The 15,027-nt window shown below is 71.1% G+C and carries 11 protein-coding genes and 1 pseudogene; 9 read left to right on the top strand and 3 right to left on the bottom strand.

The genetic code is table 11. From position 1 onward, the window contains the following. Positions 1-50 precede the first annotated feature (50 nt). Entirely contained in the window at positions 51-1,154 is a 1,104-nt protein-coding gene (locus tag GUY60_RS21245; protein WP_161700208.1) for a threonine synthase, read from the bottom strand. 339 nt (positions 1,155-1,493) lie between these two features. Here GUY60_RS21245 and GUY60_RS21240 point away from each other — a divergent pair, with 339 nt between their 5' ends. After that, entirely contained in the window at positions 1,494-3,065 is a 1,572-nt protein-coding gene (locus GUY60_RS21240; protein WP_161700206.1) for a S8 family peptidase, read from the top strand. Between the two features lie 299 nt (positions 3,066-3,364). Then, positions 3,365-4,576 (top strand): annotated as a pseudogene (locus GUY60_RS21235) (S8 family peptidase); the annotation flags it as partial. A 34-nt stretch (positions 4,577-4,610) separates the two neighbouring features. Here GUY60_RS21235 and GUY60_RS21230 read toward each other — a convergent pair. Next, positions 4,611-5,879, bottom strand: coding sequence for a serpin family protein (locus GUY60_RS21230; RefSeq protein ID WP_246235397.1), 1,269 nt, complete (start codon positions 5,877-5,879; stop codon positions 4,611-4,613). Positions 5,880-5,914: 35 nt separating this feature from the next. Between GUY60_RS21230 and GUY60_RS21225 the strand changes: the two genes are divergently transcribed. The 7 genes from GUY60_RS21225 to GUY60_RS21195 all read left to right on the top strand — a co-directional run bounded on the left by GUY60_RS21225 (position 5,915) and on the right by GUY60_RS21195 (position 13,943). Then, a complete protein-coding gene (locus GUY60_RS21225; RefSeq protein WP_161700202.1) occupies positions 5,915-6,847 on the top strand; it encodes a DUF4190 domain-containing protein in 933 nt (310 codons plus the stop codon). 146 nt (positions 6,848-6,993) lie between these two features. After that, positions 6,994-7,743, top strand: coding sequence for a GntR family transcriptional regulator (locus GUY60_RS21220; RefSeq protein WP_161700200.1), 750 nt, complete (start codon positions 6,994-6,996; stop codon positions 7,741-7,743). A gap of 192 nt (positions 7,744-7,935) precedes the next feature. Further along, the gene (locus GUY60_RS21215; protein WP_161700198.1) at positions 7,936-9,651 is read left to right on the top strand and encodes a purine-cytosine permease family protein; all 1,716 of its coding nucleotides are present in this window, start codon (positions 7,936-7,938) and stop codon (positions 9,649-9,651) included. Between the two features lie 208 nt (positions 9,652-9,859). Continuing rightward, positions 9,860-10,039: an SPOR domain-containing protein gene (locus GUY60_RS21210; protein WP_161700196.1), complete on the top strand. Its 180-nt coding sequence runs from the start codon at positions 9,860-9,862 to the stop codon at positions 10,037-10,039. A gap of 37 nt (positions 10,040-10,076) precedes the next feature. Continuing rightward, complete coding sequence (locus GUY60_RS21205; RefSeq protein WP_161700194.1) at positions 10,077-10,487, top strand: (deoxy)nucleoside triphosphate pyrophosphohydrolase; 411 nt, start codon at positions 10,077-10,079, stop codon at positions 10,485-10,487. 244 nt (positions 10,488-10,731) lie between these two features. Next, complete coding sequence (locus GUY60_RS21200; protein WP_161700192.1) at positions 10,732-11,157, top strand: ATP-binding protein; 426 nt, start codon at positions 10,732-10,734, stop codon at positions 11,155-11,157. 194 nt (positions 11,158-11,351) lie between these two features. Then, complete coding sequence (locus GUY60_RS21195; protein ID WP_246235395.1) at positions 11,352-13,943, top strand: SpoIIE family protein phosphatase; 2,592 nt, start codon at positions 11,352-11,354, stop codon at positions 13,941-13,943. A gap of 235 nt (positions 13,944-14,178) precedes the next feature. On the opposite strand, the gene GUY60_RS21190 is transcribed toward GUY60_RS21195, so the two are convergent. Further along, positions 14,179-14,892, bottom strand: coding sequence for a PspA/IM30 family protein (locus GUY60_RS21190; protein WP_161700190.1), 714 nt, complete (start codon positions 14,890-14,892; stop codon positions 14,179-14,181). Positions 14,893-15,027 lie beyond the last annotated feature (135 nt).

Here is a 15,027-nt window from a genome sequence, read left to right as displayed (position 1 = left end):
GCGTTGCATGTGGCGGAGGTGTTGAGGGGGGCGGTGGGGCCTTAGAGGCTCTAGGCGAGCCCCGACTTCGCCCCAGCCCCGCACAACGGCACCGCCACACTCCGCTCCCCGAAACCCTCCTTGCGTACCGCCGCCCAGCACGCCGCCGCCGTGGGTTCGACGTACAGGCCGCGGCGGGCCAGGTCGCGTCGGGCGGCGGTGATGGCGGGGTCCGGGACCGTGCGGAAGCCGCCGCCGAAGGCGCGTACCGCCGCGAGGATCTGGCGGGCTCGCGGCGGGCGCGGGATCGCGATGCCCTCGGCGTACGTGGGGTGTACGGGGCCCGGCTCGGCCGGCAGTCCGTCGGCGCCCGCCGACCAGGCCGTGGCGAGCGGCGCGACCGCGGCGGCCTGCACTCCGTACAGCGCGGGGAACTTGCCGATCAGTCCGGCGGAGTGCAGTTCGCGCAGGGCGAGTGCCGCGCCGAGGAGCAGGGTGCCGTTGCCGACGGGTACCACGAGCACGTCGGGCAGGCGGCCGCCGAGGTCCTCCCAGAGTTCGAGGACGTACGTCTTCGTGCCGTGCAGGAAGTACGGGTTGTAGATGTGCGAGGCGTAGAACGTGCCCGGCGCGTCCGCCGCCGTGCGGGCCGCGTCCGCCGTCGCCTCGCGGTCCCCGCGCACCGCCTCGACCCGCGCCCCGTGCGCCCGGATCTGCTCCAGCTTCTTCGGTGAGGTGGCGGCCGGTACGTACACCGTGCAGTCGAGTCCGGCCCGCGCGCAGTACGCGGCGACGGACGTGCCCGCGTTGCCGCTGCTGTCGACGATGACCCGCTCGGGGGCGAGGCGGCGGGCGAGTTCGACGAGGAGGACGGCGCCGCGGTCCTTGAAGGAGAGCGTCGGCATCAGGAAGTCCAGTTTGGCCGTGACCGTGCCGGTGAGCTCGACCAGCGGGGTGCGGCCCTCGCCGAGGCTGACCGTGGGTGTCGCGAGGGGCAGTGAACCGGCGTACCGCCAGAGTGAGTTGACGCGTCCGGTGAGGGACTTGAGGTCGGTGGGCGTCGGGTGGAAGTCCAGGTCGAGGGGGCCCCGGCAGGCGGGGCAGCACCAGGTGAGGGAGCCCGCGCGCACCCGGGTGCCGTCCACGGGGCAGACGTAGTCCGGCAAAGACATCATGAAGTGAGCTTAAGCGGGTCATGTGCTGACTGGTCGTCATGTCGGGTTCATGGCAGCACTGTTACGTCTGTACCGGCCTCTTGTGCGATTCCTATGGATCAGCCAATCTTTCGGACGGCGACCGGGCCCGAACGCTTCGGCGGCGGCCCCCGTCGTGTTCCTTCTGTTCCGCGTGTACGCCCCCGTACGCCCGCACGTCCGCACGTCCGCACCACCCAGCTGTGTGCTCCACGTGTTCCGGCGCCTCCCGCTCCACGCGATCCCGTACTCCCGGCGCCTTCGGCGTGCACGCTCGCACGACCCCCCACCAGCGCACCATCCACGAGGAGGATCCCTCAGATGGCAGTGAAGAGAACCGCGCGGCGAAGATTCGCCAGGACGACAGGGCTCGCCGTCACGGCCCTCGCGCTCGGCGTCGTCGTCGCACCCCAGGCGGGAGCGGCGGACGCCCGAGTGGGCACGATCGAGAACGCCGGTGCGCCCGGCGTGATCGCGGACAGCTACATCGTGACCCTGGAGAAGGGGGCCCTGAAGGCGGCCTCGGCCGACGGGAAGGGCCTGGCGAAGAGGTACGGCGCGAAGGTCGAGCGTACGTACACGGCCGCCCTCAACGGCTACGCGGTGCAGGCCACGAAGGGCGAGGCCGAGCGTCTTGCCGCCGACCCGGCCGTGGCCTCGGTGGTGCAGAACCGCACTTTCACCGTCGACGCCACACAGCCGAGCCCGCCGTCCTGGGGCCTGGACCGGATCGACCAGAAGTCCCTTCCGCTGAACCAGAGTTACACCTATCCGGACAAGGCCGGTGAGGGCGTCACGGCGTACATCATCGACACCGGGGTCCGGATCAGCCACAGCGACTTCGGCGGCCGTGCCTCGTACGGCTTCGACGCGGTCGACAACGACAACACCGCGCAGGACGGCAACGGTCACGGCACCCATGTCGCGGGCACCGTCGCCGGAACCGCGTACGGCGTCGCGAAGAAGGCCAAGGTCGTCGGGGTCCGGGTGCTCGACGACCAGGGTTCGGGTACGACGGCGGGTGTGGTCGCGGGCATCGACTGGGTCACCAAGAACGCGGTGAAGCCGGCCGTGGCCAACATGAGCCTCGGCGGCGGCGCGGACTCGGCACTCGACACGGCGGTGCGTAACTCCATTGCCTCCGGGGTGACTTACTCGCTCGCGGCGGGCAACGAGACCACCGACGCCTCGACGCGTTCGCCCGCACGGGTGGCCGAGGGCATCACCGTCGGCGCCACGACCAACACGGACGCCAAGGCGAGTTACTCCAACTACGGCAGCGTTCTGGACATCTTCGCGCCGGGTTCCTCGATCACCTCGTCCTGGAACACCGGGGACAGCGCCACCAACACGATCTCCGGTACGTCGATGGCGGCGCCGCACGTCGCGGGCGCGGCCGCGCTGCACCTCTCGGGCACGCCCGGCGCGACGCCCGCCCAGGTGCGGGACGCGCTGGTCGCCGCGGCCAGCACCGGGGTCGTCACCAGCCCCGGCACCGGCTCGCCCAACCGGCTCCTGAACGTCGGCTCGGGCGACACCACGCCGCCCGGCCAGCGGTTCGAGAACGCCACGGACTACCCGATCGCCGACAACGCCACGGTCGACTCCCCGCTCGCCGTCACCGGCGTCGCGGGCAACGCCCCGGCGGCCCTCCAGGTGGGCGTGAACATCACGCACACCTACATCGGTGACCTGCGCGTCCAGCTGATCGCCCCGGACGGCACCGCGTACACCCTCAAGGACTACGGCACCGGTGGCAGCGCCGACAACATCAACACCACGTACACGGTGAACGCCTCGGCGGAGACGGCGGGCGGCACCTGGAAGCTCCGGGTCAGCGACAACGCCGCGTACGACACCGGGAAGATCGACTCCTGGTCGCTGCAGTTCTAGTCGCACTGCTCGCAGGTGTCTGAAGTGGCCCCGGAATCACGCCTGTTCGTGGGTGTGGCTCCGGGGCCATCCGTGTCTCTTGCGGCCGTCCGGTTTTCAATCAGCCCTGAAACCAAGGAGTTTGAGGGTGTGTCATGTGTTGCGCATGGCAGCCGTGTTACGTCTGCGCACGAGTCTTGTCGGGAATCCTCTGTGTCGGTCAATCTTTCAATGACAGCAGCGATGTCCCCCCGAAATCGGCATGGCCGCTGTCGCGCGATTCCCCCACCAGTGCACCATCGATGAGGAGGACCCCTCAGATGGCAGTTGTGCGTCAACGCACGCGAAAGTACGCAGGGATCGGCACCACCGTCGCGGCGGCACTCACCCTCGGCCTCGCCTCCGCGATACCGGCGGGCGCGGCCCCGGAGCAGGAGCCCAGACAGGGCGCGATAGACAACGCCGGCGCCCCCGGCACCATCGCGGACAGCTACATCGTCACGCTCAAGAAGAGTGCGGCGAAGTCGAGTTCGGCCCAGGGCAAGAGCCTGGCGAAGGAGTACGGCGCGAGGATCGAGCGTACGTACACGGCTGCCCTCAACGGCTACGCGGTCGAGGCGACCGAGGCCGAGGCGGAGCGGCTCGCGGCCGACCCGGCCGTGGCCTCCGTGTCCCAGAACCGGACCGTCACGATCGACGCCACGCAGACCAACCCGCCGTCCTGGGGCCTGGACCGCGTCGACCAGAAGGCCCTGCCGCTCGACCAGAAGTACACGTACCCCGACTCGGCGGGCGAGGGTGTCACCGCGTACATCATTGACACCGGCGTCCGTAAGACCCACCAGGACTTCGGCGGGCGCGCGTCCGACGGCTTCGACGCGGTCGACAACGACAACACCGCGCAGGACGGCAACGGCCACGGCACGCACGTGGCGGGCACCGTCGCCGGTACCACGTACGGCGTCGCGAAGAAGGCGAAGATCGTCGGCGTGCGTGTCCTGAACAACCAGGGCTCGGGCACGACGGCGGGTGTCGTCGCGGGCATCGACTGGGTGACGAAGAACGCGGTCAAGCCGGCCGTGGCCAACATGAGCCTCGGTGGCGGCGCGGACGCCACGCTGGACACGGCGGTCCGCAACTCCATTGCGTCCGGGGTGACTTACTCGCTGGCGGCGGGCAACGAGTCCACCGACGCCTCGACCCGCTCGCCCGCCCGTGTCACCGAGGGCATCACCGTCGGCGCGACCACCAACACGGACGCCAAGGCGAGCTACTCCAACTTCGGCAACGTGCTCGACATCTTCGCGCCGGGCTCGTCGATCACATCCGCCTGGAAGAACACCGACAAGGCGACGAACACCATCTCCGGTACGTCGATGGCGGCCCCGCACGTCGCGGGCGCCGCGGCCGTCTACCTGGCGGGCAACGCCTCGGCCACCCCGGCCCAGGTACGGGACGCGCTGGTCGCGGCGGGCAGCACGGGCGTGGTCGGCAGCCCGGGTTCGGGCTCCCCGAACGTGCTCCTGAACGTCACGCAGTAAGCAGTAAGGCACACGCTCCTGAACGTCACGGAGTGAAGTCCGGCGGCTCGTCCTCGTCGTACGGCTCGGGTTCCACGACCCAGCCGGCGGCGAGGACGAGGCGCGTCGCGCGGTGCACGGCGAGGAAACCGAAGGGGCGGTCGAGGACGGCGCGCACGACCGTGCTGGTGTGCTCCGGCTCGGGCGGCAGGCCCATCCACTCGATGCCGAGCGCGGTCACGGCTGCGGCCTCGAAGCCCGTCGCGGCGAAGCTCGCCGTGGCCGACTGCCGCGCCGAACACAGCCGCAGCGGCCCGGAGCCGACCCCGGGGAAGTGCCGGTCCGAACCGTCCGTCGCCGTGCCGAGCCCGAACAGCGCGGCCGCGTCGAGGAGATCGTGCTCGGCCGTGACGGTGAAGCGCGGGACCGTCAACTCGACGTGTGGCGGCCTGGGTTCGAGCGTGCGCGTCTCGGTGACGGCGAGGCCGGGACCCGTGGTGCCGAGCGCGAGAGCGCTGCCCGGCTCGACCGGGTACGTGCCGTCGAGCAGGCCGACCCCCGCGCCGAGCACCTCCCCGGCGGCCAGGGACGGGTCGCCGAGCAGCAGATGGACGTCGATGCCGTTGCCGCCGCGCACCTTCACCTCGGTGAGGTCGCCGTCCGGGGTGCGGGCGAGGCCGATGTCGTCGAGGGCGGTGTCGTGGCGGACGAGCCCGGCGAGTGCGCGCTTCCGGCCCTGCCAGGGACCGGCGCCCGGCACAAGGCGCTCGTCCCGGAACGGCCGCTCCCACTCCGTCCGCACCACCAGCGCACTGGCGAGCACGAGCCAGGTCGCCGGGGCGAGTTCGAGCGGCAGGGAACGGATCAGGCCGTCCGTCCGCTCCCGTGCCCACCGGTCGAGCGCCGCCGCGTCCGCGTCCAGGTCACCGCTGAGCAGACCGTGCGTACCGGCCGGGAGTTTCGCCAACCAGCCCTCGTCGAGCGGGAGTTCGCGCCGGGTCCACAGGCCGACGGCCGCGTCCACGCCGTCCGTCGCGTCGAGCGCGGCGAGCAGTCCACGCGCCGCGCGCGCCGCCCTGTCCCGCGGCAGCCCGAGCGCCTCGGTCAACTCGCCCCGTACGGCGGCGTCCGCGCCCTCCGCGAGCAGCCCGAGCAGCGGCCACACACCCGGCGTCGCGAACACCGTCCCGTCCGCGCCGGGCACCGTCCGCGCCCACCGCGCCGTGAGCGCGTTCACCGCCCGCGCCGTCGCCCGGTTCACCGTCACCATGCCGACCCCCCGTAACGCCCCGCCGGCGACGTACGATTCGCGCATCTGTTCGCCGGACCTCGACCAGGAGCACCGTACCCGTGGCCATACCTCCGCCGCCCCAGGGACCGCAGCCGCCACCGTACGGTCAGGCGCCCTACGGCCCTCCGGGGCAGCCGCCCGCGTACGGCTGGCAGCAGCCCATGCCCTACGCCCCGCAGCCGCCGCCCTCGACCAACGGGCTCGCGATCACCTCGATGGTGCTCGGCATCCTCTGCCTCCTGCCGCCGCTCGGCCTGATCCTCGGGCTCGTCGCGCTGTCGCAGATCAAGAAGAACGGGCAGCGCGGCAAGGGCATGGCCATCGCCGGCGTCACGCTCTCCGCGATCGGTACGGCATTCCTCGTGCTCGCCCTCTCGCTGGGCTGGACGGCGCGTTTCTGGGGCGGATTCCAGGACGCGGCCGAGGAGTCGAGGGAGAACGGCTCGACGTTCTCGCTGGCCGCGGGGGAGTGCTTCGACTCACCCACCGGCAAGCTGGAGGGCGAGACCACCGACGTCGACGTGGTGGACTGCGCGCAGCCGCACGACGGCGAGGCCTACGGCAACTTCCGCCTGGACGACGGCTCGTACCCCGGCGAGAGCCGGATCGCGGAGCTCGCCGAGGACCGCTGCGGCACCTTCGCCGAGGGCTACTTCGGTGACCTGACGGCCGTCCCCGACAACGTCTACGACTACTTCTTCTACCCGACCTCGCAGAGCTGGTCCCTGGGCGACCGCACGGTGACGTGCCTGGTCGGCGACGAGAACGGCGGCAAGCTCACCGGCTCGGTACGGGACGCCACGGGCGGCGGCGCGGACGGCGGGACGACCGACGGCGGCGCGACCACGGGCGGCAGTGACGGCGGTGCGACCGGTGGCTCAGGTTCCGGCGGCGCGGGTTCCGGTGGTACGACGGGCGGCTCCGGCGGCGGTACGGGTGAGGGCTCCACCGGCGAGCTGGAGGGCGACCCCGGCCGCGGCGCCGAAGTCTGAGGCTCCGTTTTCTTGATCGCCTTACCGGGCAGACACCCCCACGTAAAGGCAAGTCATCACATCGAGTGATTGCGTGGCCTTAGGTTGCGGCATACAACCCACGGTTGCCAGGCTGTTGCTGTCTGTCAACCTGATGGGAGTGGCTCGTGACAATCGGTGAGCAGCCGGCGTACTTGCGTGTCGCCGACGATCTGCGCAAGCAGATCGTCAACGGCGGACTTCCGCCGCACACCCGGCTGCCGTCGCAGGCGCGGATCCGGGAGGAGTACGGCGTCTCGGACACCGTCGCCCTCGAAGCCCGCAAGGTCCTGATGGCCGAGGGCCTGGTCGAGGGCCGCTCCGGCTCCGGCACCTATGTCCGCGAGCGGCCGGTGCCGCGCCGCATCTCTCGTTCCGGGTACCGCACCACCGGCTCCACCCCGTTCCGTCAGGAGCAGGCCGAGTCGGGGGCGCGCGGCACCTGGGAGTCGCGCAGCGAGCAGGTCGAGGCGGGTCCTGAGATCGCCGAGCGGCTCGCGATCAAACCCGAGGACCGGGTGATGCGCACCAAGTACGTCTTCCGGGACGCCGGCGAGGCCATGATGCTCTCCACCTCCTGGGAGCCCCTCGCGATCACCGGGCGCACCCCGGTGATGCTGCCCGAGGAGGGCCCGCTCGGCGGCTGCGGCGTGGTCGAGCGGATGGCCGCCATCGACGTGATCGTGGACAACGTCGCGGAGGAGGTCGGCGCCCGCCCCGGTCTCGCCGAGGAACTCCTCGCGCTCGGCGGGGTGCCGGGCCACGCGGTGCTCGCCATCGAGCGCACCTACTTCGCCTCCGGACGCCCGGTGGAGACCGCCGACGTGGTGGTGCCCGCCGACCGGTACCGCATCGCATACCACCTGCCGGTGAAATGACCCGGCCCGGACGCCCCGCCGACCGATAGCCGGTGCGGGGCGTCCGCCGCGCGTGACCGCGAGTTAACTCCCCGCCCGCGTACGTAACTTCGGGGCAACGCCGCGCCGCGACGGATCGTCATGTCCCGCTCCTAGCTTCCTTCTCCGTACCCGCACCCGGTCGCAGAGCAGGAGCAGGAGGTCCGCACCGCCATGACGGACACGGCCACCACCCCCACCGAGGACACCGAGGGCGCCGGGGGCGCCGAGAGCACCGCGCCCCCGCCCGCGCGCAGTTACGCCAAGCTCGCCGCCGACGAGAGCCGCGAGGACTACTCGCTGCGCTACGCGCCGCACTCCTTCCGGCGCTGGTCGCCGTCGACGGTCGCGGGCACCGCGCTCGGCGGGATCGCCTACCTCGCGGACTTCGCGATCGGCGCGTCCATCGTCTTCACGTACGGCTTCACCAGCGGGCTCGCCTCGATCCTGACCGCGGCCACGCTCATCTTCCTCACCGGCATCCCGATCGCCCGCGCCTGCGCCAAGTACGGCCTGGACATGGACCTGGTGACCCGCGGCGCGGGCTTCGGCTACTTCGGCTCGACGCTGACCTCGCTGATCTACGCCTCGTTCACCTTCATCTTCTTCGCACTCGAAGGCTCGATCATGGCGCAGGCCATGCACCAGGCCGTCGGACTGCCCCTGGAGATCGGCTACTTGGTGACGACGCTCATCGTCATCCCGATCGTCTTCAAGGGCATGGGCGCACTCGCCAAGGTGCAGGCCTGGACCCAGCCGATCTGGCTGATCGGGCTCGTCCTGCCCTTCCTGGTCCTGGCCTTCGAGGCGCCGGACGCCTGGGGCGCGTTCACGTCCTTCGGCGGCACCGAGGGTGCCGGCTCGGGCTTCTCGTGGATCGGCTTCGGACTCGGTACGGGAGTGGCGCTCTCCCTCATCGCGCAGATCGGCGAACAGGCCGACTATCTGCGCTTCATGCCCGCCAAGACCGAGAAGAACAAGCGCCGTTGGAATCTGGCCGTTCTCGCCGCCGGGCCCGGCTGGGTGGTGATCGGCGCGGCCAAGCAGCTCGGCGGCGCCTTCCTCGCCTTCGTCGCGCTCGAAGCGGTCGGCAAGACCCACGCCCTCGAACCCATCGCCCCGCAGATCGAGGCGCTCAAGCCCTGGCTCGGCTCGGTGGCGCTGCCCGCCGCCGCGCTGTTCGTGGTGGTCTCCCAGATCAAGATCAACGTGACCAACGCGTACAGCGGTTCGCTGTCCTGGTCGAATTTCTTCTCCCGCGTGACGCACAAGCACCCCGGCCGGGTCTGGTACATCTTCCTCAACCTCGCCATCGCGCTGACGCTGATGGAGATGAACATGTTCGCGGCCCTCAACACCCTCCTGGGCTTCTACTCCAACGTGGGCATCGCCTGGATCACCGCCGTCGCCGCCGACCTGGTCATCAACAAGCGCCTCGGCTGGAGCCCGCCGTACATCGAGTTCAAGCGCGCCTATCTGTACGCCGTGAACCCCGCGGGATTCGGCTCCATGGTGATCGCCTCGGTCGTCTCGATCCTCGCCTTCTTCGGTGCCTTCGGGGCGTACGCGCAGGCCTTCTCGACCTTTATCGCGGCCGGACTCGCCCTGACCCTCTGCCCGTTGATCGCCTGGGCCACCAAGGGGCGCTACTACCTGGCCCGCCCGAATCCGGTCAACGGTCCGCACGTCGAGGTCGACGACATCACCGCCACCCACACCTGCGCCGACTGCGCGACCGCGTACGAGCTGCCCGACATCGCCGACTGCCCGGTCCGCTCGGGACCGGTCTGCTCGCTCTGCTGCTCCCTCGACGCGAGCTGCGGCGACGCCTGCCGCACCGGCTCCGCCGAGCCCGTCCTGATGCCGCTGCCGACGGTACGGAGCGACTGAACCCGGGCCCGCGAGGGCACGACGGACGAGGGGGCGCACCCACGGGGTGCGCCCCCTCAGCGCTGGTCTGTACATGGCCGATTGCGTACCTCTTTGTGTAATTCCGTATCCGCTCCGTGAAGTCCGGGCGTACGCTCGGGCATATGCGTAATGAGGTTTCGTCAGCGAACGGGACACGGCGACAGCCGACGGCCGGGGGAGGAGCGCGATGAACGACAGCGGCACGATGTTCCCCTGGCAGGTCATACGCCAGGACGACAACGGCAACCGCTACCGCGTCGGCAGGTACGCCACCAGGAACGAGGCCCAGCGGATCGCCGACTCCCTGGAGTCCCGAGGCCATAAGCAGCTCTACTGGGTGGAGCGGCTCGGGCAGAAGACCCAGTGACCGCGCCCGGCGCCGAGCGGCACATAGGCTCCGGCGCATGACGGATCGCATTCTGGTCGTGGGCGCCGCCCTGTACGCACAGGGGCGCATGCTCGCCGCCCGGCGCAGCGCCCCCGCCGAACTCGCCGGACGCTGGGAACTGCCCGGCGGCAAGGTCGAACCGGGCGAACGCCCCGAGCAGGCCCTCGTACGCGAACTGCGCGAGGAACTGGGCGCGGAGGCGAAGCTCCTCGAGCGCATCCCCGGCGAGTGGCCGCTCGGCCGCCCCGGATACGTGCTGCGCGTCTGGGCCGCCGAGTTGATCTCCGCGGGCCCGGACGACGTGCGCCCCCTCGAGGACCACGACGCACTGCGCTGGCTGGCGCCGGACGAGCTGTGGGACGTGGACTGGCTGGAGCACGACCGCCCGGCGGTGGCAGCGGCGGCCCGCCACCACGAGGGTTCCTGAGACGGCGTCCGGTACGGAGCCCCCCCGAGCCCCCCCCGAGGCGAGGCGGTGTCCGGTCAGCGCGGGGGAGCGCGGGCGGGGGCGGTCGGCGCGTACCACCTACGCCGTTCGTGCCACAGTGCGCCCGCGTGTGCGGTAGGCGCTCCTTGATATCGGGTATGGGGTGATTAACCCCACGAAACCGGACGGGTCCTCGTTCTGTTGCCCTGGTTCTGGCCCTGGTCCCGGTCCTGGTGCATTGGAAGTGATCGGCGTGATCGACACCGAAGGCGACTGCGCCGACTGGGCCGAGCACGCCGAGTGGCATTTCCCCGCGGACCCCGGAGCCGTACGCACCGCCCGCTCGAAGGTCCGCAAACAGCTGGAGGCGTGGGACCTCGACGAACTCGGCGACGTGACCGTCCTGCTCGTCAGCGAACTGGTCACCAACTCGCTGCGGCACGCCACAGGACCCATCGGCGTACGGCTCGTGCGCCCCGTGGACGGCACGGGTCCGCTCATCGTGGAGGTGTCCGATCCGCTTCCGGATCCGCCCCGCGAACGCACCGCCGAACCCGATGACGAAGGCGGTCGCGGTCTGCAGTTGGTGGCCTGTTCCGCGCGTCGGTGGGGTACTCGACAAGGCAGGACGGGCAAGACCGTGTGGTTCGAGCTGGCCCTGCCTGGTTAGAAAGTGAGGGAGAGCCGATCTCCTGGAACCGCCGACCGGCCGGCCGATCGCCCGCCCTGTCGGGCACGGCCGAAACGCGTCGGGACGGACAGGAGATGTGAACGCGGTGTTGCGTGCGGCCGTAGTGCTGGATACTGCGGGCAAGCCGTCCGACGGGCCTGGTCGGTGGCGGTGAGCTGGAGGGGACGGTCGCGTTGAGCGAGATACCAGCCAGGGCGCGGACGCCCGAGCGGAACGGCGAGAATGTGCCGGGCGGCATCATGTGGCAGTCGAGCCCGCCCGGTTCGATCTACGACTATGTCAAGGTCGCCTCCTTCTCCATCGGCCCGGACGGACTGATCGACCAGTGGTCGCTCCGCGCCGAGCAGCTGTTCGGCGTCACCGCCGAGGACGCCGTGGGCAAGGACCCGATCGAGGCGTTCGTCCCCGACGAGCTGCGTGACCTGGGACACCGCAAGGTCGCGGAGATCCTCGACGGCCGCGAGTGGACGGGCGTCGTCCCCTTCCGGATGGCCGCGGACGGGTCGATGGACGGCATCGCTGAGGTCTACGTGATGCCCACCGAGACCGAGCACGGCGAGCAGGCCGCGGTCTGCATCGTCGTCGACGTACGGGCGCTGCGCAGGATCGAGACCGACCTCGCCGCCTCCGAGGCCATTTTCGGACAATCGCCGTTCGGCTTCCTGCTGTTCGACACGGACCTGAAGGTGCAGCGCGCCAACCGCCGTTTCGCCTCCGTCTTCGGCGGCGGCGCGGACGAGCACCGCGGCCGCACCGTGCACGACTACCTGCCCCGGCAGGAGGCCGACCGGATGCAGGCCGCGCTGCGCCGCGTCCTGGAGACCGGCGACTCCGTGACGGACATGCAGATAGTGGGCCCCGCCCCCGGATCCAGCGACCGCAGACACTGGGCCATCAACCTGTACCGCGTACACAGCGGCAGCGGCCGCCCCATAGGCATCGCCGGAATCGGCACCGATGTCACCCGGCGGCACGCCGCCGCCCGCGAGGCCGCCCACGCCCGCCGCAACCTCGCCCTCCTCAACGAGGCCGGCGCCCGCATCGGCAACTCCCTCGACCTGGAGACCACGGCCCGCGAACTGCTCGACGTCACCGTCCCCGTCTTCTGCGACCTCGCCTCCGTCGACCTCTACCAGGGCCTCCTCGACGGGGACGAGACCGCCCAGCCGGTCCGGACCGCCGACGGCTCCGCCGAGCTGCGCCGCGTCGCCTTCGCCAGCGCCGTCTCGGACGCGCCACTCCCCGACGGGGCGGCGCCGCCCGTCACCGTCGGCGCCGTGCACCGCTACTCCTTCAACTCGCCCTGCGCGGACGCCCTGCGCACCGCCCGCCCGGTCACGATCAGGAACGGCGGCGGTGACGGCAGCCTGGTGCAGTCCACCCTCGCCGTACCGATGGTCGCGCACGACACGGTCGTCGGCCTGGCCCGCTTCTCCCGCGCCAAGGGCAGCGAGCCCTTCGGTGAACGCGACCGCGCGCTCGCCGTGGAACTCGCCGCCCGCGCCGCCGTCTGTATCGACAACGCCCGGCTCTACCGCAGGGAGCACGAACGCGCGCTGATCCTGCAGCGCTCCCTGCTCCCGCCCGGCGACCCCGAGGCGTCCGGCCTCGACATCGCCTGCCGCTACCTGCCCGGCAACGCGGCCACCGAGGTCGGCGGCGACTGGTTCGACGTCATCGAACTGCCCGGCCACCGCACCGCCCTCGTCGTCGGTGACGTGATGGGCCGCGGCCTGCGCGCCGCCGTCGCCATGGGTGAACTCCGCACCGCCGTACGGACGTTGGCGCTGCTCGACCTGGAACCCGCCGAGGTGCTCTCCGCCCTCGACGAGGTCGCCCGCGGCCTCGGCAACCCCGGCAACACCGCGGGCAACCCGCTGCGCCCCCCGCAGTCCCCGCAGTCCACCCGGCGCGCACTGCAGGGCCGCGACATCGACCCGTCCGAGGTGTACCTCGCGACCTGCGTGTACGCGGTCTACGACCCGGTCACCCGGCGCTGTACGTTCGCCAACGCCGGCCACCTCCCGCCCGTCCTGGTCGAGCCCGGCGAAGCGGCGCTCATGCTCGACGTGCCGCCCGGCATGCCGCTCGGCGTCGGCGGCGAACCCTTCGAGGAGGTCGAGGTCGAACTCCCCGAGGGTGCGTTGCTCGCGCTCTACACCGACGGTCTGGTCGAGTCCCGCGACCACCCGCTCGACGAGGGCCTGCACGCCTTCCGGGACGCGATCACCGACCCGGTGCGCCCGTTGGAGGACGTCTGCGACCACGTCCTCAACACCCTCGACACCCACCACGGCGAGGACGACATCGCCCTGCTCATGGCCCGCGTCCAGGGCCTGCCCACCGACGCGGTGGGCGACTGGACGCTGCCGCGCGAGCCGCGCTCGGTCGGCCGGGCCCGTGAGTACGCCCGCGCCCAACTGCTCAGCTGGGACCTCGAAGCCCTGGTCGACACCACGGAGTTGCTGGTCAGCGAGCTGGTCACCAACGCACTGCGGTACGGCGAGGGCGACATCAGGCTCCGCCTCCTGCTCGACCGCAGCCTGGTCTGCGAGGTGTGGGACGCGGGCCTGGTCCAGCCCCGCCGCCGCCGCGCCCGCGACACCGACGAGGGCGGCCGCGGCCTCCAGCTCGTCGGCCTGCTCAGCGCGGCCTGGGGCTCCCGCCGCACCCCGCGCGGCAAGACGGTCTGGTTCGAACTCCCGCTCCCGGACGGGGACTCCACGGCGGAACCTTCGGTGGAGGCGTTGCTGAGCATGTTCTGAGGGCCCCGGCCTAGGGCCTGTCCGGCGGATCAGGCCGCCTCGGGGCGACACTCACCTTCCGGTCGAGTTGAGCGGGGTCTGGTGCGTGCAGCTGCAAGGCGGAGGAGGGCGACATGGCGGAGCCATGGCAACCGACGACAACGCCGTGGGGGTCCCCCCTGCTCGAGCGAAGCCGAGAGCTTGGGGGCGTGCGTGCCAGACCCCGCGACCGCGGCAAGATCCGCCGGACAGGCCCTTAAGCCGTCTCCTTCAGCGCGGCCAACCGGGCCTCGACCTCCGCCGTGTCGCCCAGCGCGTCCAACTGCTCGAACTGGGCGTCCAGGGACGATGCCGCCAGCTCCTGCCTGCCCAGGGCCCGCGCCTCCTCGCGGCGGATCTTCTCCTCGAAGCGGCTCAGGTCGCCCGTCGGGTCCAGGACGTCGATGCTCCGGGCCGCGTCCATCATCTGGTTCTGCGCCGCCGCCGTCTTCGAACGGGCCACCAACTGGTCCCGCTTCGACTGGAGTTCACCCAGCTTCGTCTTCATCTGGCCGAGCCCCGACTTCAGCTTCTCGACGATGTCCGACTGGGTGCCGATCAGCGGCTCGGTGTCCTGCGCCTCCCGCTCGGACCGCAGCTGCCGCTCCAGCGCCGTCTTGGCGAGGCGGTTGAACCGGTCGGCCTCCGCCGCCTTCCCGTCCGCCTGCAGCTGGTCGGCTCTCTTGCTGGCGGCGAGGGCCTTGCTGCCCCACTCGGTGGCGGCCTTCACGTCCTCCTCGTGGTCCTGCTCCAACAGACGCAGGTTGCCGATGGTGGTGGCCACCGCCTCCTCGGCCTCCCGGATGTTGTTCGTGTAGTCACGGATCAGCTGGTCGAGCATCTTCTGCGGATCCTCGGCCTGGTCGATCAGCGCGTTGATGTTCGCCTTCGCGAGCTGGGCGACCCGGCCGAGCACGGTCTGCTTGGTCATGGCTGTCTCCTCAGTGTCGAGTACGGATGCGAGTACGGATGCGGGTACGGGTACGGGTACGGGTACGGATCGAGGTGCGTGCCGGGGAGGGCTGCCCCGTACGGATTCAGAAGCGGCCCCCGCCGCCCCTCCGGC

The sequence above is a fragment of the Streptomyces boluensis genome (assembly GCF_009908195.1).
GTDB lineage: Bacteria > Actinomycetota > Actinomycetes > Streptomycetales > Streptomycetaceae > Streptomyces > Streptomyces boluensis.
This window is presented reverse-complemented; position numbering and strand designations above follow the sequence as displayed.

What these genes read in the sequence shown, in the direction of transcription:
- GUY60_RS21215 (WP_161700198.1), top strand. Translation starts at nt 7,936, where the DNA reads ATGACGGACACGGCCACCACCCCCACCGAGGACACCGAGGGCGCCGGG.
- GUY60_RS21210 (WP_161700196.1), top strand. Translation starts at nt 9,860, where the DNA reads ATGAACGACAGCGGCACGATGTTCCCCTGGCAGGTCATACGCCAGGAC.
- GUY60_RS21205 (WP_161700194.1), top strand. Translation starts at nt 10,077, where the DNA reads ATGACGGATCGCATTCTGGTCGTGGGCGCCGCCCTGTACGCACAGGGG.
- GUY60_RS21190 (WP_161700190.1), bottom strand. Translation starts at nt 14,892, where the DNA reads ATGACCAAGCAGACCGTGCTCGGCCGGGTCGCCCAGCTCGCGAAGGCG.
- GUY60_RS21245 (WP_161700208.1), bottom strand. Translation starts at nt 1,154, where the DNA reads ATGATGTCTTTGCCGGACTACGTCTGCCCCGTGGACGGCACCCGGGTG.
- GUY60_RS21230 (WP_246235397.1), bottom strand. Translation starts at nt 5,879, where the DNA reads ATGCGCGAATCGTACGTCGCCGGCGGGGCGTTACGGGGGGTCGGCATG.
- GUY60_RS21240 (WP_161700206.1), top strand. Translation starts at nt 1,494, where the DNA reads ATGGCAGTGAAGAGAACCGCGCGGCGAAGATTCGCCAGGACGACAGGG.